This is a genomic window from Nocardia sp. CDC159, from assembly GCF_023740735.1.
Taxonomy (GTDB): domain Bacteria; phylum Actinomycetota; class Actinomycetes; order Mycobacteriales; family Mycobacteriaceae; genus Nocardia; species Nocardia pulmonis.
On sequence record NZ_JAMRXH010000006.1, the window covers coordinates 309748 to 335347 of the forward strand.

Annotated in this window: 24 protein-coding genes; 7 read left to right on the forward strand and 17 right to left on the reverse strand. The window is 68.5% G+C overall.

Annotated features, from left to right (window positions below; genetic code table 11):
* The first annotated feature begins 4 nt into the window (after positions 1 to 4).
* Complete coding sequence (locus NDR87_RS16225) at positions 5 to 1222, forward strand: aminotransferase class V-fold PLP-dependent enzyme (protein ID WP_251913580.1); 1218 nt, start codon at positions 5 to 7, stop codon at positions 1220 to 1222.
* On the opposite strand, the gene NDR87_RS16230 is transcribed toward NDR87_RS16225, so the two are convergent.
* A complete protein-coding gene (locus tag NDR87_RS16230; RefSeq protein ID WP_251913578.1) occupies positions 1223 to 2092 on the reverse strand; it encodes a class I SAM-dependent methyltransferase in 870 nt (289 codons plus the stop codon).
* Between the two features lie 453 nt (positions 2093 to 2545).
* Here NDR87_RS16230 and NDR87_RS16235 point away from each other — a divergent pair, with 453 nt between their 5' ends.
* On the forward strand, positions 2546 to 3541 hold the full coding sequence (locus tag NDR87_RS16235; protein WP_251913575.1) for a helix-turn-helix domain-containing protein: 996 nt from the start codon (positions 2546 to 2548) through the stop codon (positions 3539 to 3541).
* Between the two features lie 375 nt (positions 3542 to 3916).
* Here NDR87_RS16235 and NDR87_RS16240 read toward each other — a convergent pair whose 3' ends face one another.
* Complete coding sequence (locus NDR87_RS16240) at positions 3917 to 4315, reverse strand: nuclear transport factor 2 family protein (RefSeq protein WP_251913573.1); 399 nt, start codon at positions 4313 to 4315, stop codon at positions 3917 to 3919.
* A 409-nt stretch (positions 4316 to 4724) separates the two neighbouring features.
* Between NDR87_RS16240 and NDR87_RS16245 the strand changes: the two genes are divergently transcribed.
* A complete protein-coding gene (locus NDR87_RS16245) occupies positions 4725 to 5405 on the forward strand; it encodes an NADPH-dependent F420 reductase (protein ID WP_251913570.1) in 681 nt (226 codons plus the stop codon).
* A 521-nt stretch (positions 5406 to 5926) separates the two neighbouring features.
* Positions 5927 to 6274, forward strand: a complete 348-nt coding sequence (locus NDR87_RS16250; protein ID WP_251913567.1) for a hypothetical protein — start codon at positions 5927 to 5929, stop codon at positions 6272 to 6274.
* Between the two features lie 8 nt (positions 6275 to 6282).
* On the opposite strand, the gene NDR87_RS16255 is transcribed toward NDR87_RS16250, so the two are convergent.
* The 6 genes from NDR87_RS16255 to NDR87_RS16280 form a co-directional block, all read right to left on the reverse strand.
* Positions 6283 to 6756, reverse strand: coding sequence for a nuclear transport factor 2 family protein (locus tag NDR87_RS16255; RefSeq protein WP_286013589.1), 474 nt, complete (start codon positions 6754 to 6756; stop codon positions 6283 to 6285).
* A 330-nt stretch (positions 6757 to 7086) separates the two neighbouring features.
* Positions 7087 to 7407, reverse strand: coding sequence for a hypothetical protein (locus tag NDR87_RS16260; RefSeq protein WP_251913565.1), 321 nt, complete (start codon positions 7405 to 7407; stop codon positions 7087 to 7089).
* 72 nt (positions 7408 to 7479) lie between these two features.
* A complete protein-coding gene (locus NDR87_RS16265; protein ID WP_251913564.1) occupies positions 7480 to 8664 on the reverse strand; it encodes a Dyp-type peroxidase in 1185 nt (394 codons plus the stop codon).
* A complete protein-coding gene (locus tag NDR87_RS16270) occupies positions 8657 to 9178 on the reverse strand; it encodes a copper chaperone PCu(A)C (protein WP_251913562.1) in 522 nt (173 codons plus the stop codon). The genes NDR87_RS16265 and NDR87_RS16270 overlap by 8 nt, the downstream gene beginning before the upstream one ends.
* A 384-nt stretch (positions 9179 to 9562) precedes the next feature.
* On the reverse strand, positions 9563 to 10108 hold the full coding sequence (locus NDR87_RS16275; protein ID WP_251913560.1) for a hypothetical protein: 546 nt from the start codon (positions 10106 to 10108) through the stop codon (positions 9563 to 9565).
* 244 nt (positions 10109 to 10352) lie between these two features.
* A complete protein-coding gene (locus NDR87_RS16280) occupies positions 10353 to 11234 on the reverse strand; it encodes an SGNH/GDSL hydrolase family protein (protein ID WP_251913558.1) in 882 nt (293 codons plus the stop codon).
* Positions 11235 to 11293: 59 nt separating this feature from the next.
* Between NDR87_RS16280 and NDR87_RS16285 the strand changes: the two genes are divergently transcribed.
* From NDR87_RS16285 to NDR87_RS37745, 3 genes are all read left to right on the forward strand, one after another.
* On the forward strand, positions 11294 to 11986 hold the full coding sequence (locus NDR87_RS16285; RefSeq protein ID WP_251913557.1) for a response regulator transcription factor: 693 nt from the start codon (positions 11294 to 11296) through the stop codon (positions 11984 to 11986).
* A complete protein-coding gene (locus NDR87_RS16290) occupies positions 11983 to 12993 on the forward strand; it encodes an ATP-binding protein (protein WP_251913555.1) in 1011 nt (336 codons plus the stop codon). The genes NDR87_RS16285 and NDR87_RS16290 overlap by 4 nt, the downstream gene beginning before the upstream one ends.
* 415 nt (positions 12994 to 13408) lie before the next feature.
* On the forward strand, positions 13409 to 15043 hold the full coding sequence (locus NDR87_RS37745; protein WP_251913554.1) for a DUF4173 domain-containing protein: 1635 nt from the start codon (positions 13409 to 13411) through the stop codon (positions 15041 to 15043).
* A gap of 4 nt (positions 15044 to 15047) precedes the next feature.
* On the opposite strand, the gene NDR87_RS16300 is transcribed toward NDR87_RS37745, so the two are convergent.
* The 9 genes from NDR87_RS16300 to nuoH form a co-directional block, all read right to left on the reverse strand.
* A complete protein-coding gene (locus NDR87_RS16300; RefSeq protein WP_251913552.1) occupies positions 15048 to 15944 on the reverse strand; it encodes a TIGR03619 family F420-dependent LLM class oxidoreductase in 897 nt (298 codons plus the stop codon).
* Positions 15945 to 15972: 28 nt separating this feature from the next.
* Entirely contained in the window at positions 15973 to 16482 is a 510-nt protein-coding gene (locus NDR87_RS16305) for a GtrA family protein (RefSeq protein WP_251913550.1), read from the reverse strand.
* Positions 16483 to 16535: 53 nt separating this feature from the next.
* A complete protein-coding gene (pip, locus tag NDR87_RS16310) occupies positions 16536 to 17507 on the reverse strand; it encodes a prolyl aminopeptidase (protein ID WP_251913549.1) in 972 nt (323 codons plus the stop codon).
* An 80-nt stretch (positions 17508 to 17587) separates the two neighbouring features.
* Positions 17588 to 19207, reverse strand: a complete 1620-nt coding sequence (nuoN, locus tag NDR87_RS16315) for an NADH-quinone oxidoreductase subunit NuoN (protein WP_308212100.1) — start codon at positions 19205 to 19207, stop codon at positions 17588 to 17590.
* Positions 19204 to 20817, reverse strand: coding sequence for an NADH-quinone oxidoreductase subunit M (locus NDR87_RS16320; RefSeq protein WP_251913548.1), 1614 nt, complete (start codon positions 20815 to 20817; stop codon positions 19204 to 19206). Before NDR87_RS16320 ends, nuoN begins: the two co-directional genes overlap by 4 nt.
* A complete protein-coding gene (nuoL, locus tag NDR87_RS16325; RefSeq protein WP_251913876.1) occupies positions 20814 to 22691 on the reverse strand; it encodes an NADH-quinone oxidoreductase subunit L in 1878 nt (625 codons plus the stop codon). Before nuoL ends, NDR87_RS16320 begins: the two co-directional genes overlap by 4 nt.
* A gap of 16 nt (positions 22692 to 22707) precedes the next feature.
* Entirely contained in the window at positions 22708 to 23007 is a 300-nt protein-coding gene (nuoK, locus tag NDR87_RS16330; RefSeq protein ID WP_251913546.1) for an NADH-quinone oxidoreductase subunit NuoK, read from the reverse strand.
* Positions 23004 to 23795: an NADH-quinone oxidoreductase subunit J gene (locus NDR87_RS16335; RefSeq protein WP_251913544.1), complete on the reverse strand. Its 792-nt coding sequence runs from the start codon at positions 23793 to 23795 to the stop codon at positions 23004 to 23006. The genes nuoK and NDR87_RS16335 overlap by 4 nt, the downstream gene beginning before the upstream one ends.
* A complete protein-coding gene (nuoH, locus tag NDR87_RS37895) occupies positions 23792 to 25600 on the reverse strand; it encodes an NADH-quinone oxidoreductase subunit NuoH (RefSeq protein ID WP_372494194.1) in 1809 nt (602 codons plus the stop codon). The genes NDR87_RS16335 and nuoH overlap by 4 nt, the downstream gene beginning before the upstream one ends.

Sequence of the window (25600 nt, forward strand, 5' to 3'; positions counted from 1 at the left end):
TGCCATGACCACGATGACCGATCCGGACAAGATTCTCGATCGTCTCGCGCACTGGCAGCGGGGGCTGCGGGAGCAATTTCCCATCATCGCGAACAACCCACGGCTCGCGTATCTGGACAGCGCGTCCACCACGCAGAAACCCGCGGCGGTGCTCGACGCCGTCACCGACTACCTCACCACCGGCAACGCCAATGCCGGGCGCGGCTCCTACCCGTGGGCCACCGCCACCACCGCCCGCATCGAGGCCGCCCGGGACCGCGTACGAAAAGCGCTGGACGACACCGGAACCGAGTCGTCGGTCGAGTTCGTCGGCGGTACCAGCGACGGGCTGCGCGCCGTCGCCCGGGATTGGCTGGCAGATCTGCTGGCCGACGGCGACGAGATCATCGTCCCCTTCGGCGATCACGAGGCCAATCTGCGGCCCTGGCTGGACCTGCGACAGGACCTGGCGCACAAGGGCATCCGAATCACGGTGCTACCCATGCCGGTGGATGCCGCATCCGGGGACTACGACCATCGGGCGCTGCCGTCGATCGTGACCGCCCGGACCCGGTTCGTCGCGGTGACCCACGTGCACCACGTGTTCGGCACGGACCTGAACGTGCATCGGGTGCGCGAGGCGGTCGGCCCGAACGTGCCGATCTGCCTGGACGCCGCGCAGAGCGTCGGGCACCTGCCGGTGTCGGTGACCGACCTCGACGTCGACTTCGTGGTGTTCTCCGGACACAAGATGCTGGCGCTGCCCGGGGTGGGCGCGGTGTGGGCGCGCAACCGGCGCGGTCCGCGTTTCGCGCTGCGCGGCTGGGCGGGCACCCCGAACGTCGTGGGCATCGTGAGTATGACGGCGGCGTTCGACTGGCTCGACGGGGCGGGCCTGGCCGACATCGGCGCTTGGACCACCGCGCTCGGCGTCCGCCTCACCGACGGTCTCGCCCAGCTCGCGGGCGTGCGGGTGCTGGGTTGCCAGAACAGCCTCACCGCCGATTCCCCGGTGCAGCGCCGGCAGGGCATCGTCACCTTCCGGCACACCCGGGTCCGCTCGGACGATCTCGGATTCGTCCTCGCCGACCAGGGGATCATGGTGCGCGCCGACAGCCATTGCCAGGCCGGGCGGAAATCCGACGACCACGCCGTGCGGGTGAGCGCGCACGTCTACAACACCCCGGAGGAGATCGACCGGGTGCTCGACGTCGTGCGGATGTGCGAAGGGGCGATGAGCTGACTACGGCCCGGGCCTGCGACCCCGAAACCCGGTCCGCGCGGTGAGCAGGCCGAGGTCGGCGCGGTGGCCGAGCCACGCGTCGTCCTCCGGATCGAGCAAGCGCGCCCAGGCCGCGGCATCCTCCTCGGACAGGAACCGTTGCGCGCGCCCGACCCGGGCCGCGAGCTCGGCCAGCACCACCCCACGGACCTCGTCGGACAGCGGCGCGGGAATATCGACCAGCGTGCTGAACGTGGTGACATCGGTGAGCCCGGCGCGGACCAGGATCTCGTCCCAGCCCCGGCCCGGTCGTCGCGCACCCGACCTGCCGAAGAACCATTGCCGGAAGTGTCGATCGTGGGCCTCGTCCAACCGGATCTCCAACCCCGGCCGACCGATCCCGGCGTCCCAGGGCAGACACCGGGTGGGCAGCCCACCCTCCGCCAGGCACAGCCTGCCCCCCGGCCGCAACATGCCGACCAGTGCACGCACCGCGGCCTCCCAATCGCGGGTGTGGTGCACACACCACGACGACCACACGGCGTCGGCGGCTTCGGGCACCGGCGGCACACCGTCCTCGACATCGTGCAACACCGGATGAACCCGGTCATCCACGCCGGCCCGCCGAGCCGCCGCCATCGTCGCCTCCAGCAGCACCGGATCCAGATCGACGGCATAGACACGACCATGCTCACCAACGGCAGTCGCCAACGCGACGGCGGCGGTCCCGGCCCCGGGCCCCACATCGACGACCACATCTCCGGCCGCGACGCCGAGCGGCGCGAGCAGACTCAGCGTCGCGTCGAGAAAGACAGCCTCGGCCGCCGCCGGATCATCCGTGGACGTCCCCGTACCCCGCCTACCGGCGCGCTGCTGTTGGCTCGTCGTCACCTCGGCGATATTACTGAACATCGTTTTCATTGCTAGCATGTCGCGGGGTTCGGCGTTTCCCGGCGTGCCGCCGGTCGCGACAGCGGCTGGTTGTGGTCCAGCCGATCCGCAGCAACAAGGACCACCCCGCCGGGGCCGCGCTGGCCGAGGTGGCCACAGCCAGCGCCGAGGATGTGGAGACCTTCCGCGGCAGCATGCGCCGGATCGGGCTCGGGGAGAACCGTCTCGAAACCGTGGCCCGTGGTCGTCGATCTAGGGACCGGGCGGGACTTCGGGCCCTCGGTCTCGCCGACACCGGCACCGCGTGGGTGGCAGGCCGCAACAGCGTCCGGGGCAAGTTATCGGATGCGGAATGCGCACCCGCGCTGCGAGCGACGGCGGGACAATACGCGGTGTGTGGGTCTTGCCATGATGTGCCACACGGGATCCCGACTCTGGTGTGCGGAGGGCGCGATGGCGATCGTTCTGGATACCGAACGGTTCGAACTCGGTGAGCGGGCGGATGTGACCGCGGCTGTGCTGCAGGATGTTTCGGCGCCGTCGTACGTCGAACTCGGTGTCGACAGCGGCTCGGTTCGGGCGTTGTTCGAGGCGTGGCAAGTGGGGGAGGTCGTGGTACAGCAGTCGATCATGTCCGGGTTTCGGGTGGTCCGCACGCCGCGCCAGATTCGGCAGTCGCCCAGTCCAGTCCTGACGTTGAATGTTCAGCGGCGTAATACATCGCATTTGGCGCACGCGCAGACGCAGTACGAGATCCCACCGGGGGAGATGTTCGTGATGGATTTCGACCTACCGTACCAATTCGATTGGCACGGTGGCGAACTGACGACGCTGTTCATTCCGCTGGATCGGCTGGGGCTTTCGACCGATACGATTCGCGCCGCGTTGGCCCGGCCGCGGGGTACTCCCCTGTACCCGGTGGTTGCGAACCAGATCTGTCTCATGGGCGATTCCGGCGAGGCGTTGCAGAACGACGCGGGCGCGCGCGAGCTGGGAATCGCGTGTATCGAGATGGTCCGCGGCTTTCTGAGGTCGGCGGCCGCGCACCGTGACGAGGACGGCATGGCGCTCCCGGCGGACATTCTGCTGACCCAGATTCGCGAGTATGTGCGCCGCCGGCTGTCGGATCCCGATCTGAGTGCGGCTGTAATCGCCCGGGCGCACAACATCTCGGTACGCTCGCTGTACAAACTGTGCGCAGGCGCCGGATTCGGTATCGAGCAGTGGATCATCGCGCAGCGGTTGGAGAAGGCGCGTGCCGCGCTCGTCGATCCAGGCGAGCGACATCGGCCGATCGTAGTGATCGCTCATCAGTGCGGATTTCGGGATGCCTCGCACTTCACCCGCCGTTTTCGAGCGGCGTTCGGGATGACTCCGCGCGACTGGCGAGCGACGGTGCTCGAACCGACCGCCGGTGCGGTGTCGAGCCTTCTGCCCGGGACGAGGTGATCTCATCGCGTCGCACTTGTCGTCCTCCGGTCGGGTGGCGGAATCCGGCTCGATTTGGAAAGTCCGACGCGGCAGGTGCTCGATGATCGGGGCACCGGCGAACGACACCGGGATCGGGCGTTCATGGGCATCTGGACGACACCATGGTGGTCTCCGAAGTCGATATCGACGTTCACGAACCTCACCGGCGGTCACGCAGCCATGTTCGATTTCCCACACAGCCAGGCTCAGGAACGATCACCGGTCGGAATCCGGACAGCGCCGCCGCGGTGGCGCGGGTCGTGTCGAACGGATCGGCGGGAAGAACGCCCCGCGTGGACGTTTGGCACGACAGAGACGAAGTTCCAGCCCGGACGGGAGACAAGCTGTCGTGCGTCAGGAGGAGAACAGGGTAGTCATTGCGAGTTGAGTGTCTGCGTACTCGGTGATTTGTCGCAGCTTCCCATCGATCAGGCGGCAGACCCAGCAGTAGGTGTTGTTGTAGGGGCGTCCTTCTGTGGTTGTGGCATGGCCGTGGAATTGGACGACGACGTACTCGCCCTCGGCAATGAATCGGTCCGCGGTGCTGGTGATACGCCCGGTGAAGCGCCTGTCGACCATTTCCACGAAGTCGTCGATCGCCTGCCTGCCGGCATGGTGTCCGGACCATGGTGTCGTCCCGATCACCGTCCATCGACAGTCATCGGCCATGATCTCGAACAGACGTGCCGGTCTGCCCTGAGCAAGCTCCGCGAAGACCGTTTGCATCAGTTGCTTGTAGTTCTCGGCGCCCATAACGCCTCCGTTGCAGGTCGTGGAGCAGGGATGCGCCTGTTCCAGCGGGCCCGAACCGCTCGTTCGCTAAAAGTCAACTATATGATCGGACTCGGGCGTCGATCGACGCGCCCGAGTGTGAGTATTTGCTAGTATTTCAGGTTTTCGTGCTCTCTCTGATGGAAATGAGTCATTTCGCTAGAAATTCGCTATATGATTGTTCCGCGCTCGCCGGCGCACCGTCTGGAGGGTGATTGGCGATCCTGACCAGGCTCGTCCGCCGTCACGACCGTGGGGGTCACCGGCTACGTCCCGCGTGGCTCCATCGCGGTCCCGGCACATTCGGAGCTGATCGGCCGAATGTCCAGCGTCCCTAAGGGTTTCGCACGATGTCCCCGGTGACTACTGAACCGTGAGGAGGCTCGAGCGGATGACGACGATTGGTTTCATCGGTGCTGGGTTGATCGGCGGAACCGTCGCCCGGCTCGCCGTGGCGGCGGGTTATGACGTGGTGTTGAGCAACTCGCGCGGTCCGGCCACGCTGGCCGACCTGGTGGACGATCTCGGCCCGCGCGCTCGGGCGGCGCTGCCGGCCCAGGCGGCCGAGGCCGGTGACCTTGTAGTGGTGACGATTCCGTTGCGGGCCTACCGCAGCGTGCCCGTCGCGCCGCTCGACGGCAAGGTCGTCATCGACACCAACAACTATTATCCGGGCCGCGACGGTCACTTCAGAGAACTGGACAACGGTTCCACCACGAGCAGTGAGCTGCTGCAGGAGCATCTGCCCAGGTCCAGGGTGGTGAAATGCTTCAACAATATCGTCTGGTGGCATTTGCGGGTCTTGGCCCGGCCGTCGGGTTCGGCCGATCGTAGTGCGTTGCCGATCGCCGGTAACGATACGGCCGCCAAGGCCATGGTTACCGGATTCCTCGACCGAATCGGTTACGACGCGGTCGATCTCGGGTCGTTGGCCGAAGGCCGGCGTTTTCAGCCCGGCACCGCGCTGTATGCCCAGATCTATGGCGGGGGCCGGGCCGACTATTTCGATGCCCCGCCGAAACCGTTGAGCGCCGAGGAGATTCGTCGAGCCGTGACGGCCGCGCTGCGCTGAGTGCCTTGTGCTACCGGCCCCATGGGCCGCCCAGAGATTGCCCGGAGACGGGCCAAGATTGCGTTCGGAAAGGATGTCATGATGGATGCGGACATTCTGTACATCGAGGATCAGCGCACCGACGAAGAACGCCCGGCTACAACACCAGCTTGATCAAACACAAATGGAGCCTGCGGGCCGCAGTCACCTGTGAAATCGACATGGACAACGTGCGCCTGCCGCCCCGCGCGATCCCATAGCGTGCCTCGTGCGTGCATACACCGACGCTGGCCATGCCTTTTGTCGCCCGGGGAGAATCGCGTCGGCCGCTGAGGCCGATATTCTCCGTACAAGCGAAAATTCTGGACGGCTGCCCAGCTTCGCGCGGAGCGTGGGCTGGCGCAAACGCCCTTCCCGAGTCGGGATACCGGCAGCGCGGCCCGGCCGAAGGCCGCTGGGCGGGTAGCGGTGGCCGTGAGGGGAAGATTTTTCTACTACCGAATGTCGTTGATTTCGCCCGTGATCAACTACGCTGTGGGTTCATGACAGTCGTCTACAACCTCCTGGTCGTCGCTCATCTGCTCGGGCTGGCGGCGGTTGTCGGTGGGTATGCGGCCGGGCAGCCGGTGGTGAACGAGGTGATGGTGTGGGGCGCGCGGGCGCAGATCATCACCGGGGTCGTGCTGGTGGGGTTGGCGGAGTCGATCGACTCGCTGGACAAGCACCTGATCATGGCCAAGATCGTGGTGAAGCTGGTGATCGCGGTGGCGGTGGCCGGATTCGCGGAGGTCGGGCGCGCGGATGCCAAGCGGGGCAAGATGATTCCGTGGATGACCCATGCGGCGGGGCTGCTGGCGATCGTCAACGTGTTCGTGGCCGTGCTCTGGTAGCGCGCCGGTCAGTGGATCGGTAGCGGCGCGCCGTACTCGTGCCGCGGGCGCGGGCCGACGATGCGGCGCTCGGCGGCGGAGATCGCGCGGTCGTTGATGCTCGCCTCCCGACGCTGCATGAATCCGCCGTCGTCGAACTCCCACAGCTCATTGCCATAGCTGCGCCACCATCGACCGGTGTGATCGTGCCGTTCGTACTGGAACCGCACCGCCATGCGATGACCGCGGAACCCCCAAAGCTCCTTACGCAGTGCGTAATCCAGTTCACGCTCCCATTTGCGGGTGAGGAATTCGACGATCGCGTCGCGGCCGGTGACGAATTCGTCGCGGTTGCGCCACACCGAATCCGGGGTGTAAGCCAGCGCGACCCGATGCGGGTCGCGGGTATTCCAGGCATCCTCGGCCTGCTGCACCTTGCGACGGGCCTCGGCCTCGTCGGTGAACGGCGGCAGCGGCGGGCGGGCCACATCGATGATCTGCATGTCGGCAAGCATGACCGCACGCACCGGCCCGCCGCCGTGTCTTTTCGGACAGTTACCCCACACATCCGGACATCGTGGCCTGCTACCGTGCCGGGATGGTGACCAGGCAGGTGGCGGTGCTGGCGGTAGGCCGAGGGGGCACCCGGTCCGATGACCCGGGTGGAGTGAATCGGCATGGCGAGATCGCTCGCTCCCGTCGGGGCCCCGGTGCGCGGACCGCATGGCCGGGGTTGGCCGCCGTAACGGGGCGGAGTGCCCGGTGCGGAACCCCGATGCGCGAGAAGGCGTAGTGGTGCGAATTCCGCTGTGTGCGTGGCTCTTTCGCCGTACTCAGTGACCGCCGGACATCCACGCACCGATCGGTGCCGTGGGTAGGACGCGGACCAGCGTCATCAGCGGGCGGCAGTACACGGCGCTGGGCCGGCAGACGATGTGGCCGGTCTTGTCGCGATGCCAGGCGTCGTCGGGCCGGACCCGGGTCGCGTCCTCGGGAGAGGGCGTGGTGGCGCACTCGCGGACCATCTCGCCCGCGCAGGGGCCCCGCCGCCCCCACGGGTCGGACTGATAGGACCCGGCCTGGGGTACGACGATCGCCGCGCCCAGTGCGACACCCACTCCCACCAGCGCCACCTCGAACAGCACGCGCTTCACGGTCGGCTCCTTCCGCGGACGGTCCACGGCCCGAGAAAAGTTAACCATGAGATTGCTATCTGGGGGTGACGATCAGCCGTCGAACAGCGTCTGGCCCAGATATTCCTCCGGTCCCGCGACACCCGGCGGGATGATGAATACGGCCGAACCGACCGGCGTGGTCCAGGTGTTCAGCGCGTCGAATTCGGCGAGGCGACGCTGCACCGGCAGGAATTGGGTGTCGATATCGCGCTGATAGGCGGTGAACAGCAGACCCGAATTGGAGGTGGTGCCGGGGGTGGGGGCGTCGTCGTAGTTGTAGCCGCGGCGCAGGAATCGCTCGGTATCGGTGGTGTGGTGGGCGCGGGCGATATGCGAGGACGGCGGGATGACCGGAATGCCGAAGGCGTCGGTGGCGGTGAAATCGGGCTCGTCGAATTCGTGGTCGCCGGTGAGCGGTGCGCCGGTCGCGACGCGGCGGCCGACGGTCAATTCGCGCCCGTCGGTATCGAGTTCGTCCCAGGTGTCCAGATGCATCGCGATGCGCCGCAGCACCAGCGCGGTGCCGCCCGCCAGCCAGGGGTGGGTACGGCCGTCGTCCCAGACCAGTCGGTCGAAGGCGGCGGTGCCGGGAGTGAGGTTGGCTGTGCCGTCGACCTGGCCCATGAGATTGCGCATGCGCTGTCCGGGCGCCGCGTCGCGGAACCCGCGCTGCACCCAGCGCACCGAGACCAGCGAGGTCACGCTGCGGCACAGCGCCCGCACCGCATGCGAGACGGTGGTGGCCTCGTCGGCGCACACCTGCAGCAACAGATCACCGTCGCAGAACGCCGGATCGAGCCGGTCGATCGCGAATGCGGGCAGCGGCGCCAGCCAGGCGGGCCGCGCCGCCTCCAGACCCGCCACGGCGAACAGCCGCGGCCCGAATCCGACGGTGACGGTGAGCCGGGCCGGACGCTGGGCCAGTTCGGGCTCGGTATCGGCGAGCGCGGGACGGCCCTGGGTCAGACGCGCGGCATCACCGGTCCAGATCTTCAGCACCCCGGCGATATCCGCGCGCCCCACACCGGATTTGACGTCGAGGCCGACGAATGCCGCATGCTGCTGCGGCGGCGTGGCGATCCCGCTCTGATGCCGCCCGTAGAACGGCTCAACCGCCGCGGGCGCCTGGTGCTGGGTGAGCCGGTCGGCACCCCAGGCAATTCCGGCCACCCCGGCGGCCCCGGCGACGGCCGCGCCGCCGCCGAGCAACCGCCGCCGCGTCAGGCGCTCAGCCACCGTGGGCAGGGGAGTCGGCGGGAACGTAGTTCTCCTTGTTACCGGGGAAATCCCGCACTTGCGCGGTGAAGGCGCGCACCGACCCGTCGGCGAACTTCACCGTAACCGGAGTCTGCGCACCGGTCCGGAGCGGCCCTTCGAGATCCAGGAACATCAAATGATCGCTCCCGGCTTTCAGCGCCACGCTCCCGTGCGCGGGCACCACCAGCCCACCGGCCTTGGGCCGCATGGTCTTCGCCCCGTTCGCATCCACGGTCTCGTGAATCTCCATCCGCCCGGCAGCCGGACTGGTGGCATCGACAATGCGCGCCTCCCGATCACCGTTGTTGGTGAAGGTGGCGAATGCGGCCGACATTCCGGAATCGGCAGCCTTGATCCACTGGTCACTGATCTCGACCGCATCGGCCTGCGATCCGGCCGTGCTACCGGAATCGGATGAGCATCCGGCCAGCAGCATCGGCACGGCCAGGGCCGCGGCCGCGAATCCGGCGGCGCGAGAGGTCGGGGTGGGCATGGGTAGCTCCTTGTCGAATCGAGTTGGGGGACAGGCGTTATCGTTCGGGCTTCGGCGCGCGGCAGCGCTGGTGGCACCTCGAGGCGCGTGCCGAGCTGTACCGCTGGTAGGCGTGGGTCGCACCGGCGCAACGACGACCAGAGCCTGCGAGACCCTCGGAGGACAGGCTCCGCGAGTCGCCATCGGCCCCAGCGGGTGTCGTATGCGCCTCGCTCCGAACGTTGGAGCGCATCGAGTGCCTGCGCTGCGATCGCGCCCAACGAGTTGCGGCACAGCCGATCCCGCTCCCGCGTTGAGGTCGCTTGCCTCGATCATCGCCGCACCGACAGGTCCCGCGCGGCGTACGCCGCACCCGGACACCGACCATCCGCCGACTGAAACCGCCTACACCAGAACCGGATGCACCGAACCGATTTCCCCGCACGGCGGCCCACGCCACCGTAAATCCGAACAATGCACCCACTGCACCACCGCGGCCGACTCCACCGGTCGCACCACGCACATCACCGAATCGGCCGTGCACCACCGCACCAGCGCCACCGCGACCTGCCGCACCCGCGCCGACACCCGTCCCAACGCCACCTCGGCCCCGCGAATCAGCAACGCCGCCACCGGAATCGCGACCAGATGCGCCCCGAGCATCAGGGAACCGACCCCGACCCCGTGCCGATGCGCCCCCGCCATCCCCAGCATCACATGCCCGATGGCCTGCCCGCCCGCCAGCAACAGCATCAGCCGCACCAGCCCGCCCCGCACGGCCGCCACCACCACCCCCGTCGTCGCGCACGCCGCCACCAGCAGCGCGATCGACGCCGACCCCACCGCTACCGCCCCACCGCCGAGCGCATGCGCCGCGATACTCACGGCCCCCGACGCCGTACCGACGGACGCCCCGCGCAGCCGCGCCGCAGAATCCGCCGATGATCGCACCGGCTCATCGTACTGATCACAAATCGTGGACAAACGTCCAGGTGCGCCGGGTCTCCTGGCCTCCGACGTCCCCAACGTCATGTGGCTTCGACGGCTTCATCCGCGATCACGACCGCGGGAGCCACGCTCCCGGCCGCCGACACCGCCGTCCTCGGCGCCGGCGGCATCAGTGGCCTGCGCACCGTCGTGGCAGTTGCCGCTCGAGGATCTATCGGTCCACACCCCGGGCTGGCTGGCCCCCCGTTCAGTCGGTCCCCGACACCACCGGCAGCAGCCCCGGCCGTTTCGCGGTCACACCGTCCCCGCGCGAGATCCCCCGCGCCCGTCGCACCATCCACGGCACCATATGCAATGCCGCCCAGCGCAATTCGGCCGCCACCGCATCGGCCATCGTGCGCTGATGGGGCGGCAGCGGCAGCCGCCACGCCCCATCGGCGCCGGGCAGTCGCAAGGTCTCGGCGGTGGCGCGGGCCACCAGGTCGTGGCCGAGAGGATTGAGATGCAGCCGGTCCTCGGCCCACACCCGCCGATCGGTCGCCGCGCGCACCGGCTCGAAATCCACCAGCACCACTCCGGGGCGTCGCGCCAGCTCCCGGATGCGCTCGTTCATCGCCCGCACCCGGGCCGAGAGCGGGCGCACGACGGGGGCGATGCCGCCGATATCGGGGAAGGTGAAGGTGATCACCCGCGCACCCGCCGCGGTCAGGGCGGTGATCATCGCCTCGATCTCGGCCAGCACCGATTCCTGGTCGTAGCGCGGGCGGATCAGATCGTTCATCCCCGCCACGACCGCGGCCAGATCCGGGGCCAGTGCCAGCGCCGGGCCCAGCTGCTCCTCGCGTATCTGCCCGGCACGCCGCCCCCGGATCGCCAGGTTCGCATAGCCCAGCCGCGGGTTCACCCCGGCCAGGCGCAGGGCGAGCCGATCGGCCCAGCCCACATGCCCGCCATGACCGTCCGGATCGCCGATGCCCTCGGTCTGGCTGTCACCGAGCGCGACGAAACGGGTGAACGACTGTGCGGCATCGGTATCGCGCATCACATTCGCCTCCTGCGGATCTGCTCCGGCGAGCACATCGTATTCGCTCGGGCGGAATCCGCATCCCGAGCGGGAACGTCGGCCCACACAGGATCTCCACAACTGTCGCCAACCATCTTCACCGGTGTTGCCTAAGGTCAGTGGGCATGGAACCGATCCAGCAGCCGACCCGGACGCGCCGCATCCTGGTCGTCGAGGACGAGCCGACGATCGCGGAATCGGTCGCGGCCCGGTTGCGCGCCGAGGGCTTCGCGGTCACCATCGCATGCGACGGTCCGGCCGCGGTGGCCGCCGCCGAGACCGAGGCGCCGGATCTGGTGGTGCTCGATGTCATGCTGCCCGGCTTCGATGGACTCGAGGTGTGCCGACGCGTGCAGGCCCAGCGGCCGGTGCCGGTGCTGATGCTCACCGCCCGCGCCGACGAGACCGACATGCTGGTCGGGCTCGGCGTCGGTGCCGACGACTATCTGACCAAGCCGTTCTCCATGCGGGTGCTCGCCGCCCGCGTGCACGCGTTGCTGCGCCGCGTGGACCGCAGCGCCGAACCCGCCGCCACCGTCGTGGTGGGGGAGCTGCGCATCGATCTCGAACAGCGGCGGGTGTGGCGGTCCGACCGCGAAACTCAGCTCACCCCCTTGGAATTCGAGCTGCTGGTCTGCCTGGCCCGGCGCCCGCGCGCGGTGCATCCGCGCGAACGGCTGCTCGAGCAGGTGTGGGGCTGGTCCGACGCCTCGGGCACTCGCGCGGTCGACAGTCATGTAAAGGCATTGCGCCGCAAGCTCGGAGCCGATTTGATCCGTACCGTGCACGGTGTCGGCTACGCGCTGGAGGTCCGGTGAGCGCCGCATGGCTCGCGAAATCGCTACCGCGGCCACTGGATCCGGTGCGCTCGATCAAGTTGAAATTGGCCATCCTGATGGTGTGCTCGGGCGGGCTGGCCTTCGGCTTCTTCAGCCTGCAGATCGGCTGGCTGCCGCCGCTCACCACCTTGGCCGCGCTGCTGATCGCGCTCATCACCTCCCAGTTCCTGGCCCACGGCATCACCAGCCCGCTGCGCGAGATGACCGCCGCCGCCCAGCGCATGGCCCACGGCGACTACTCCCAGCGGGTGCGGGCCAGCTCGCGCGACGAGGTGGGCCGGCTGGCAGAGGCGTTCAATCGGATGGCCGCCGATCTGGCTGCCGCCGATCAGCAGCGACGCGATTTCATCGCCAATGTCTCCCATGAGCTGCGCACTCCGATCGCCGCGCTGACCGGGCTGCTGGAAAACCTCGTCGACGGGGTATCGCGGCCGGACCCGGCGGCGCTGCGCACCGCCCTCTCCCAGACCGAACGGCTGGGTCTGCTGGTATCGGAGCTGCTCGAGCTGTCCAGTATCGAAGCGGGTGCGGTCGTACTGGACCGCGAACCCGTGCCCGTCGCCGACCTGATCGCCGACGTCGTCGCCGAGGCCGAGGTCGCCGCCACCGCCCTGGGCCGCGGCGTCACCTTCACCACCGCCGTACGCCCCGATCTGATCGTCTTCGGCGACCGCGCCCGCCTGCACCAGGTGCTGCTCAACCTCCTCGACAACGCCGCCCGTCACGGCCCCACCGGCGGCACCGTCACCATCCACGCCGACCGCGCCCCCGGCCACACCGTCCTCGAGGTCCACGACCAGGGCCCCGGCATACCCCCCGCCGAACGCCCGCACATCTTCGAACGCTTCACCCGCGGCGGCCGCACCGACAACGGCGGCACCGGCCTCGGCCTGGCCATAGCCCGCTGGATAGTCGACCTCCACGGCGGCACCATCGCCGTCACCGACCCCGGCTCCCGCATTCGAATCACCCTGCCGGACCACTGAATCTCTTCACCCCACCACCCGGACCGCCACCGGCCCGGGCCGACCCCCCACACCCCAAGGAGCCCATCCCATGCCCACCGACCCCCTCCAACCGAACCCCAAACCCCCCGCTCCCGACCCCACCGCCGCCGACGGATCGCTACCCGACCCCGGCCCGCGTGCGCCCGAATCGGCGAGCGCCCCGGCTGCCGTGTCCTCGTCCGATCCCGCCCAGCCGCCCGCGGAGCCAACTCCTGCCGCGGCCGCGTCCTCGTCGCGTCCCGCCCCACTCGCGCCCGAATCGCCCAACGCCGTGGCCGCCGCGTCCCCGTCCGAAGCATCTTCGCCCCACCCGGCAAGGCCCGCCTCCGATCAGGCAGGCACCTCGGCGGAGGCGGGGACGGGCCATGATGATCCTGCCGTCGACGTGGCACGCGTGGCCGTAGCCGCCCCACCCGAACCCGGTGCGGCGCAATCGGATACCGCCAAGGCGTCGCAGCCACCCGTCTCCGGCGGGACCCCGTGGGCCGACCCCAGCACCCCTACTCGCGTCCCGCCCCCGGCCGTCCCCCCGATGACACCCGTTGCGCGACAGCTGCCGCCGCCACGTTGGACCCGGATCAGCTACCCGTCGGGGGTTCCGTTGGCGATGGCGGTCAGTGCGGTCGCCGGTGCGATTCTGATCCCGCTCGACCGTCCGGGTATCGGCTGGGTGCTGGCCGCGGCGATCATGGCCGCGAGTATCGCGGTGGTGGATCGGCGGGCACGCCGTCGTGGGGCGGTCGCGGGTGAGCAGGGGCCTTCGGCGGAGGGGGAAGGATCGCAAGGCGCAGGACCGAAAGTCGCGCCGGCCCAGCCTTATCGGGCGCGCTGGTGGTGGGCCGCGCTGACCGTCGCGCTGTTGTCGGTGGGATTCGTGCGTGCCTCGGGTTGGTTGTTCGCATGGTGTCTGCTCGCCGTCTTCGCCACCGCTTCGCTGACCCTGGTGGGACGCCGATCGGCCGTGGGGTTCTGGTTCGACGCGTTCGCCATTCCGCTGTCGGCGCTGGCCATGCCGCCCTGGTTGGTGCGCGGTATTCGCAACCGGGCGAGCGGGGGAGCGGGGGCCCGGACGCGCATCGTGATATCGGTGGTCGTCACCGTCGCGCTGCTGGTGATCTTCGTGCCGCTGTTGTCGGGAGCCGATGCGCTGTTCGCTGGACTGCTGCGCGCGGTCGTGCCCGAGGTCGACGGCCCGTCGGTGACCCGGTGGATCTTCGTCGGACTCGTCCTCGCCGCCCTCACCGCGGGAGCGCTGTATCTGCTCGCCGGACCGCCCACCCCGGCCGATCCCGCCGCGCCCGAACGTCGCGGAATGCGCTGGCGCGTCACGGAATGGGCGCTGCCGGTCGGCGCGCTCACCGGTCTGTTCGCGCTGTTCGTCGCCGTCCAGCTGACCGCCCTGTTCGGTGGTGACGGCTATGTGCAGCGCACCGCCGGGCTCACCTACGCCGAGTACGCCCGCAGCGGCTTCTGGCAGCTGTCGGCAGTGAGCATCCTGACCCTCGCCGTCATCGCCGCGGTGCTGCGCTGGGCCGCGAAAGACGATCCCGCCCAGCGGATCTGGCTGCGCGGACTGCTGACCGCGCTGAGCGTGCTCACCCTCGTCATCGTGGCCTCCGCACTCCAGCGCATGTGGACCTATCAGCAGGCCTACGGCTTCACCGTGCTGCGGCTGCTGGTCTCGGCCTGTGAGATCTGGATCGCCCTGCTGTATTTGATGGTGCTGGCCGCCCTGATCCGGTTGCGCCTCGCCTGGCTGCCCCGCGCCGCGGTCGGCGCGGCCGCCCTCACCCTGGTGGTGCTCGCCGTCGTCGACCCCGAACGCCTGATCGCCGAACGCAATATCGACCGCTGGCGGGCGGGTAAGGAACTCGACGTCGCCTACCTGAGCGGGCTGTCCGCCGACATCGTCCCCGCCACCGACCGCCTCCCCGCACAGTTGCGCGCCCAGATCCTCGACGATATCCGCGACCGCACCGCCGACGACCGCTGGCAGAGCTGGACCCTGGCCCGCACCAGGCTCCAATGACCGCTCAGCGCAACCGATCCAGCACGTGCACCGCGGTCTCCAACGCCGCGTCCACGGTGTCCACCACATACAGCAGATCGACGAAGAAATGCTCGAATCCGGTCTCTTCGGCCACCTGCTCGATGGCCGCCGCGATCTCCGGCGCCCCCGACCCGCGCGCCACATTCACGCGCACCACCGTCTCGATCACCCCCGGATCACGTCCAGCCTCCTCGGCGGCCGCATCCACCACCGCCCGCGCCTGCCGCAACCGGGCCCCTTGGCCCTCCGGACCGGGCACCCGCAGCACCGGCAGCCAGCCGTCGGCGCGCCGCCCCACCCGCGCGATCGCGGCCGCGGTGAAACCGGGCAGATGAATCGGCGGATGGGGCCGCTGCACCGGCTTCAACTCGCTGTGATGCTCCGGAAGCGAGACGAACCGCCCCGAGAACCCGACCGGATCGCGGGTCCAAATCGCCTGCAGCGCATCGAGAGTCTCCTCCAACCGCGCCCCCCGCGACGCGAACGGCACTCCCGCCGCCGCATACTCCTCCGGCGACCACCCGATACCCAATCCGGCGATCAACCGCCCACCCGAGAGCACATCGATCGACGTCAGCGACCGAGCCAGCGCCACCGCCCGATACAGCGGGGCCACCAGCACATTCGAGCCCAACCGCACCCGCTCGGTGACCACCGCCGCCGCACTCAGCAGCACGAACGGATCGAGGACCGACCCGAATTCCCGTGGCATCGCCGCGGTTCCCGCATACCCCACACTCGGCTCGGTCGCCGCCAGCCACCGATCACCCACCCACAAACTGTCCGCCCCCGCGAACTCCACCTCCCGCGCGAACCGCGCCACCTCCGCACCCTGATGCGCCTGCGGCCCCAACTGAGGCAGCGAAAATCCGATCTGCATCCACCCGTACTACCAGACCGGTCCCCGCTCACAGGATTTCGAGCTGGGCCTCCCGCAGATCCTGCGGAAATACGAACCGCCGCAACGCCCAGAACCGGAACACCATCGCCAGCAGCACCCCCAGAATCTGTCCCGTCACGAAGTTCGCGATCGCCTGTGTCGGCGCACTCACATTCGGCACCCGAATATCGAATACATACAGCGACACCGCCTGCGGAATCACCGTCACCACGATCGCCAGCCCGCTCACCGCGAAGAACAGCGCCGCCTCATGATGACGCTGCCGCCCACCCCGCGCATTGAACGACCACTCCCGATTCAGGATGTAGGACACGATCGTCGCGATCAGCACCCCGAACGCCCGTGCCGTCAACGGCTTGTCCTGCAAGACCGTCAACTTCAGCGCGTACACGATCCCGGTATCCACGAACCAGGTGATCCCACCCACCATCGCGAACTTCAACATCTCCCGATGCCGAAGCAGCACGACCCGATACCGCTCCGGCACTCGCTCCAACCCCTGCTGCACCAAAGACACGTACGTCACCATAGCCCCGCCCTCCGTCTCCGGCACGCCGATGACCTCCCCGATCAGCCCCGCCCGTACTCCGCCACCGCCGCCAGCACCGCATCCCGCATCGCGGGACTGCCGGTATGTCCGGAATCCTCGATGATCCGCAGCCGCGCCGACGGCCACGCCTTGGCCAACTCCCAGGCCGTGCGCAACGGAGCGGACAGGTCCAGGCGCCCGTGGATCAACGTCGCCGGAATTCCGTCCAGCCGATGCGCCCCCGCCAGCAGCTGCCCATCGGACAACCACGCCCGGTGCGCGAAATAGTGCGTGCAGATCCGCACGAACGCCATCAGATCCGCATCCAGCTTCGCGCTGTACTGGCCCGGCGTTCCCGCCGACTCGTGGGCGATCACCGCATCCTCCCACTCGCACCACATCCGCGCCGCGCGCTCGCGCACCGCCGGATCCGGATCGTTCACCAATCGCGCATACGCGGCCACCAAATCCCCGTCCCGCTCCGCCTCCGGCACCCCCGCGCGGAACCGCTCCCACGCATCCGGCAGCAACAACCCCACCCCGCGATAGAGCCAATCGATCTCCGCGGGCGTCGTCGTGGTCACCCCGATCAGCACGATCTCACCCACCCGCTGCGGATACGCCTGCGCATACACCAGAATCAGCGTCGACCCCCACGATCCGCCCAGCAGCGACCACCGCTCGAACCCCAGATGCTCGCGCAGCCGCTCCATATCCGCGATCAGATGCCCGGTCGTGTTGTGCTCCAACGACACCGACGGATGCGGCAGACTCGCCCCGCACCCGCGCTGATCGAACATCACCACCCGATACCGCGCCGGATCGAACGACCGCCGCAATCCCCGCCGCCCGCCCCCGCCCGGCCCGCCGTGCACCACCAGCACCGGCTTCCCCGCCGGATCACCGGCGGCCTCCCAATAGATCCGCTGCCCATCGCCCACATCCAGCAACCCGGACGAATCTGGCTCGACCTCCGGAAACATCTGCGGCGCTGAGGAAGTCGTATCCGACATGCCCGCGATTGTGCCACCCCCCACCGACACCACTGTGCCCGGACGCGATCCGCGTCCGGGCACAGTGCGAGACAAGCCGATCAGCGCACGAACACCGCCGCCCGCTCCGCCAGATCCAGTAGCGGCTGCGGGACGATGCCCAGCACCAGCGTCGCCGCCGCAGTGACCGCGACGACCGTGCTCGTCAGCGGCGGCCCCACGATCTGCGGCGCGTCGCCGGGCGGGTCGGTGAAGAACATCAGCACGATCACCCGGATGTAGAAGAACGCGGCCACCGCACTGCAGATCACACCGATGATCACCAGGGAGGCGAATCCGCCCGAACTCGCGGCGGTGAACACCGCGAACTTGCTGACGAACCCGCTGGTGAGCGGAATCCCGGCGAACGAAAGCAGATACAGCGCGAAAACCGTTGCCAGCCAGGGCGCGCGGCGGCCCAGCCCCGCCCACGACGACAGCGCCGTCGCCTCGTCGCCGTCCCGGTCGCGCACCAGCGTGACCACCGCGAACGCCCCGATGGTGCCGAGCCCATAGGCGGCCAGATAGAACAGCACCGACGACACCCCGTCGGCATTCGCCGCCGCCAGCGCGGTCAGGATGAATCCGGCATGGGCCACCGACGAATACGCCAGCATCCGCTTCACATCGGTCTGCGTCACCGCCAATACCGCGCCCACCGCCATGGTCGCGATGGCGATCGCGGCCACGATCGGCCGCCAGTCGTCGCGCAGCCCCGGCACCGCGATCTGCAGAACGCGCAGCAGCGCACCGACGGCCGCGATCTTGGTCCCGGCGGCCATGAACGCCGTCACCGGCGTCGGCGCACCCTGATACACATCGGGCACCCAGGACTGGAACGGCACCGCGCCGATCTTGAACAGCAACCCCACCGCCAGCATGGCCAACCCGAGCACCGCCAGCGTCTTGGAATTCCCGTCCCGGCTCAGCGCATCGGCGATCCCGGCGAACCGCACGGTCCCCGCGTACCCGTACAGCAGCGCCATGCCGTAGAGGAAGAACGCCGACGAGAACGCGCCCAGCAGAAAGTATTTCAGCGCCGACTCCTGCGACAGCAGCCGCTGCCGCCGCGCCAGCCCGCACAGCAGATACAGCGGCAGCGACAGCACCTCGAGCGCCACGAACATGGTCAGCAGATCGTTGGACGCCGGGAACAGCAGCAGACCGCCGACCGCGAACAGCGCCAGCGGGAACACCTCGGTCGTGGTGACACCCGCCCGGGTGGCGGCGATCTCGTCGGGACTGCCGGGCATGGCCGCCGCCTGCGGGGTAAACGCGTCGATCGGAACCGCCCCGGCCGAGGTCGCCGCGGCCCGGCTCCAGGTGCCCGGCCCCTCCTTGCGCCCCAACCGGGTTTCGATACCGCGCTCGGCCATCAGCGCCAACCCGAGGATCGCGGTCACCAGGATGGTGCCCTGCAGAAACAGCGTCACCCCGTCGACGGCGACCGCGTCCACGATCGCCGTCGCATTGGTCCCGGCCAGCGAGATCACCCACGCCAGCGCCGCACCGCAGCCACCGATGCCGAGCACCAGCTGCACCGGATAACGCCACGAGCGCGGCGCGAACGCCTCCACCAGCACGCCGACCACCGCCGCGCCGAACACGATGAGCATCGGTGCCAGCAACCGGTATTCGACCGACGGCGCGGGAACCGTCGCCGCCGCGAGAAGCTGATTCACTTGTGCGCACCTCCACTCGGAGTGGCAGCCTCCGGCTGCACCGTGGGCCCGGGATCGTGTTTACCGATGGTGGTCAGGGTGCCCGCCACCGCCGGATTGATCCGATCCAGCACCGGTTTCGGATAGGCGCCCAGGAACAGCAGCGCCGCGATCAACGGCGCCACCACCACCAGCTCCCGCGGCACCAGATCGGTCAGCCGCTCGTTGCCCTCCTTCACCGGACCGGTCATCATCCGCTGATACAGCCACAGCACATACACCGCCGCCAGCACCAGCGCGCTGGTGGCGATGATAGCCGCGACCGGGTACCGGGTGAAGGTGCCGACCAGGACCAGGAATTCGCTGATGAACGGCGCGAGCCCCGGCAGCGACAGCGTGGCCAGCCCCGCGATCAGGAAGGTGCCCGCCAGCACCGGCGCGACCTTCTGCACCCCGCCGAATTCCGCGATCACCCGGGTCCCGCGCCGCGACACCAGGAATCCGGCGATCAAGAACAGCGCCGCGGTGGAGATGCCGTGGTTGACCATGTAGAGCGTCGCCCCGGCCCCACCCTGGGTGGTCATGGCGAAGATGCCGAGAATGATGAACCCGAAGTGCGAGATCGAGGTGTAGGCGATCAGCCGCATCACATCGGTCTGCCCGATCGCCAGCAGCGCCCCGTACACGATCCCGATCACCGCCAGCACGCTGATCAGCGGCGCGTAATCGCTGGAGGCCGAGGGGAACAGCAGCAGGCAGTAGCGCAGCATGCCGAACGTCCCGACCTTGTCGACCACCGCCATCATCAGCACCGCGCTGGCCGGAGTCGCCGACACCGCCGCATCGGGCAGCCAGGTGTGCAGCGGCCACAGCGGCGCCTTCACCGCGAAGGCGAACATGAAGCCGAGGAACAGCGCGTTCAACACCACCGGTCCCGCCCCGAGCTGCCCGGAGTTGGCCGCCTCCAGCACCACTCGGAAATCGAAGGTGCCGCCGCCGATGGGCCCGAGGTTCTCCCGCGCGGTGAGCACATACAGCCCGATCACCGCGGCCAGCATGATCAACCCGCCGAACAGGTTGTACAGCAGGAACTTCACCGCGGCCCGCGATCGCTGCTGCCGATGCGCCAGATCATCGGTGCGCGGCCCGAATCCGCCGATGAGGAAGTACATCGGGATCAGCATGACCTCGAAGAACACGTAGAACAGCAGGATGTCGAGCGAGGTGAACGAGATCAGCACCATCGCCTCGACCACCAGCGTCAACGCCACGTAGATGTGCGCGACCCGCCGCCCGGTCCCGACCTCGCGTTCGTCACGCCATCCCGCCAGGATCAGCAGCGGCACCAATGCGGCGGTCAGCATCACCAGCACCAGCGAGATCCCGTCGATCCCGAGGGTGTATCCGGCCCCGAAAGCCGGTATCCACTCATGCGATTCGACGAACTGATACCGCTGCCCACCCGGCTCGAATCGCACCGCGACCACGACGCCGACCGCCAGCGTGGCCACCGCGACCGCCAATCCGAGCGAGCGGGCGAGCATGCGCTGGGCGGCCGGAACCACCATCACCAGTGCGGCACCGGCCAGCGGCAGCACCCACAGCGTTGTCAGCCAAGGAAACTCGTTCACAGCAGCCTCACCGCGAGCAGGGCGGCGACCACCAGGGCCGCGCCGGTGAACATGGACAGGGCGTAGGAGCGCACGAATCCGGTTTGGACGCGGCGGATTCGGGCCGACAGACCGCCGATCAGCGCGGCGGTGGAGTTGACGATGCCGTCGATGCCGCGGTTGTCGAGGAAGACCAGCGAGCGGGTCAGATACGCGCCCGGGCGCATGAACAGCGCCTCGTTGACCGCGTCACCGTACAGATCGCGTCGGGCGGCCGCGGTCAGCGCGGTCACCTCGGTCGGCGCGGCCTCGGGCACCTGCTGCAACTGGTACTGCCGCACCGCGATCCAGACACCGATGGCGACCACGGCCAGCACACCCGCCGAGATCACCCAGGCCGGGACGCCGCCCGCGGCATGATGTCCGGCGCCGACCACCGGTTCCAACCAGTGCTGCAGCGAATTGCCGAACCAGAATGCCGCACCCGAGGCCACCGACCCGATGGCCAGCAGGACCATCGGCCCGGTCATGATCGCGGGAGCCTCGTGCGGATGCGCGTCCTCGTGCCAGCGCTGTTCACCGAAGAAGGTCAGCAGCACGACGCGGGTCATATAAAAGGCGGTGATGCCCGCACCCAGCAGTGCGGCCGTGCCGAGGGTGAATCCCATTGCGCCACCGTGCCCGAACGCCGTCTCGATGATGCGGTCCTTGGAAAAGAAGCCCGCGAACGGCGGCACCCCGATGATCGCCAGATAGCCGAGCCCGAAGGTGACGAAGGTGACCGGCATGACCTTGCGCAGCGCGCCGTAGCGGCGCATATCGGTCTCCTCGTTCATGGCGTGCATGACCGATCCCGCGCCGAGGAACAGCCCGGCCTTGAAGAAGCCGTGGGTCAGCAGATGCATGATCGCCACCGCGTACCCGGCCGGGCCCAGGCCCGCCGCGAGCACCATGTAGCCGATCTGACTCATGGTCGAGGCGGCCAGTGCCTTCTTGATGTCGTCCTTGGCGCAGCCGATGATCGCACCGAACAGCAGCGTCACCGCGCCCACGACTACCACCGCGGTCTGCGCGCCCGGCGCGAGATCGTAGATCGGATTGGAGCGCGCGATCAGGTAGACGCCCGCGGTCACCATGGTGGCGGCGTGGATGAGTGCCGACACCGGGGTCGGACCCTCCATCGCGTCCCCGAGCCAGGACTGCAGCGGCACCTGCGCCGACTTACCGCACGCGCCCAGCAGGAGCAGCAGCCCGATGACGGTGAGCATGGTCTCCGAGGCCTGTCCCGCGCCCGCGAAGACGGTCCCGTAGTCGACCGATCCGAAGGTGGCGAACATGGCGAACAGCGCGATCGCCAGGCCCATATCGCCGACCCGGTTCACCACGAACGCCTTCTTGGCCGCCGTTGCGGCCGAGGGCTTCTGATACCAGAACCCGATCAGCAGATACGAGGCCAGGCCCACGCCCTCCCACCCGAGATACAGCACCAGGTAGTTGTTCGCCAGGACCAGCACCAGCATGGCCGCCAGGAACAGGTTGAGGTAGGCGAAGAATCGCCGCCGGTCGGGATCGTGGCTCATATAGCCGACCGAGTAGATGTGGATCAGCGAGCCAACCCCGGTGATCAACAGCGCGAAACACATCGACAGCTGATCGAGCCCGAGCGCGAAATCGACGTTCAGCCCGGCGACCGGCGTCCAGCTGAAGAAGTTGTAGTGGTAGGCCCGTTCGTCGGTGGCCTTGCCGAGCATGTCGACGAACGCCCACACCGCCACGCCGAACGAGGCGAGCGCGGTGAGGCAGCCCAGCCAGTGCCCCCACCGGTCGCTGATCCGGCCCGCCAGCAACAGAATCACCGCTCCCGCCAAGGGCAGGGCCGGGAGCATCCAGAGCATATCTGCGGTACCCACGTCAGTACTTCAGCAGGTTGGCGTCGTCGACCGAGGTCGAGCGGCGGGCGCGGAAGATGGTCATGATGATGGCCAGGCCGACCACGACCTCGGCGGCGGCCACCACCATGGTGAAGAACGCGAAGACCTGTCCGTCGAGGTTGGCGTGCTCACGCGCGAAGGTGACGAAGGCCAGGTTCACCGCGTTGAGCATGAGCTCGATGCACATGAACACCACGATCGCGTTGCGCCGCACCAGCACTCCGGCCGCACCGATGGTGAACAGCAGCGCGGACAGGTACAGGTAGTTGTCCGGATTCACCCCTGAGCCTTTCTCTCGTTGTGGCCGTTGCCGACTCCGATCTCGGCCGCCTCGGTATTGGCGCGATTGCGGCGGTGACGCAGAATCGTGCTGACCGACAGTTCGGCGAACGAGCCGTCGGGCAGCCGAGCCGGGACGTCGACGGCGTTGTGCCGCGCGTACACACCGGGCGTCGGCAGCGGGGTGACCCGACGACCCTCGCGCACCCGCCGCCGCGACAGCTCCCGCTGATCGGTGCGCGGCCCGAACCGCTCCCGATGCGCCAGCACCATCGCGCCGATGGTCGCGGTGATCAGCAGGGCGCCGGTGAGCTCGAACGCCCACACGTACTTGACGAACAGCAATTCCGCCAGCGCCGCAATGGGATTCGGCCCGAATCCAGCTCCGGTGACGGCGGGACTGTCGCCCACCCCGCGCCCGATGGCCCCGATCAACAGCACCCCGAACCCGATGCCCACGATCACCACCGCGACCCGATGTCCGCGCAGCGTCTCCCGCAGCGATTCCGCCGAATCGACGCCGACGAGCATGAGCACGAACAGGAACAGCATCATGACCGCACCGGTATAGACCACGATCTGCACGACCCCGAGGAACAGCGCGTCCTGGGCGATGTAGAACACCGACAGCGTGATCATCGTCGCCGCCAGGCACAGCGCCGAATGCACGGCCTTGCGCGCGCACACCATGCCCAGCGCGCCCGCCACCGCGATCACGCCGAGCACCCAGAACAGCACCGTCTCACCCGTCGAGGTCCGGATGGCCGTCTCCGCCAGCAGCGAATTCATCGCGCACCGCCTTCCGCTACCGCCGCGGCCGGTTGCGGCTCGGCGGTATGGCCGGGACCGCCGGGCACGTCGACCGTCGGCTCCGGACCGGGCACCTTGCCGAGGTAGTAGTCCTCGTCGGTGGATCCGGGATACATCGGATGCGGCGGGGCGAGCATGCCCGACCGCAGCGGGGCCAGCAGATCCTGCTTCTCGAAGATCAGCTTGGCCCGGCTGTCGTCGGCCATCTCGTATTCGTTGGTCATGGTCAGCGCCCGGGTCGGGCACGCCTCGATGCACAGCCCGCAGCCGATGCAGCGCAGGTAGTTGATCTGATAGACCTGCCCGTAACGTTCGCCGGGGGAGTAGCGCTCGGCGTCGGTGTTGTCCGCGCCCTCGACGTAGATGGCGTCCGCCGGGCAGGCCCACGCGCACAGCTCGCAGCCGATGCACTTCTCCAACCCGTCCGGATGCCGATTGAGCTGGTGGCGACCGTGATAGCGCGGCGCGGTCGGCACCTTCTCTTCCGGATACTGCTCGGTGTTCTTCTTCTTGAACATCGTGACGAAGGTGACCCAGAACCCGGCCAGCGGTTCGAACAGCCCCGGCTTGGGTCCCTGGCGCACCGGTTGTTCCGGCATCGGCGGAGTGGGGAAGCCCGCATACGCCTGTGCCCCAGCGGGTTCGGCGTGGGTGCGATCGTCCCCGCGATGTCCGGCCCGCAGCGCCGCCCAGATCAGCAGCAGCGACACCGCGATCCCGCCGCCCACCAGCCCGGCGGTCTGCACCTGGTAACCGTTGTTCTGCAACACCTTCAGCGTCGCGACCACCATCACCCACAGCAGCGACACCGGGATCAACAGCTTCCAGCCCAGATTCATGAACTGGTCGTAGCGCAGCCGCGGCAGCGTGCCGCGCAGCCAGATGAACACGAACAGGAAGATCCACACCTTGGCGGAGAACCACAGCACCGGCCACCAGCCGGAATTCGCGCCGTCCCACAGGTTCAGCGGGAACGGCGCGTGCCAGCCGCCGAAGAACAGCGTGGTCGCCAGCGCCGACACCGTCGCCATATTGATGTACTCGGCCATCATGAACATGGCGAACTTCAGCGAGGAGTACTCGGTGTGGAACCCGCCGACCAGCTCACCCTCGGCCTCGGGCAGATCGAACGGCGCGCGGTTGGTCTCGCCGACCATCGACACCGCGTAGATCAGGAACGACGGCAGCAGCAGCCACACATTCCAGGTGCCCCACTGGCTTTCGACGATGCCGGAGGTGGACATGGTGCCGCTCAGCAGGAACACCGCCGCGAAACAGGCCGCCATCGCGATCTCGTAGGAGATCACCTGCGCGGTCGAGCGCAGCCCGCCCAGCAGCGGATAGGTCGATCCCGACGCCCATCCGGCCAGCACGATGCCGTACACCCCGACCGAGGCCATGGCCAGGATGTAGAGCACGCCGACCGGCATATCGGTGAGCTGCACCGGCGACTGGGTGCCGAACCAGGAGACCGACGGCCCCAGCGGGATCACCGCGAAGGCCATCACCGCCGGAATCAGCGAAATCACCGGGGCGAGAATGTAAATGGGCTTGTCCACCATCGCCGGGACGATGTCCTCCTTGAGGAGCATCTTCACCCCGTCGGCGATGGACTGCAGATATCCGCGCGGACCGACCCGGTTGGGGCCGATCCGCATCTGCATCCACGCCACCACCTTGCGCTCGATGATCACCGCGAACAGCGGGATCATGAGCAGGTAGACGAAGATCAGCACCGATTTCAGTACGACCAGCCACCACGGATCGTGGCCGAACAGGCTCAT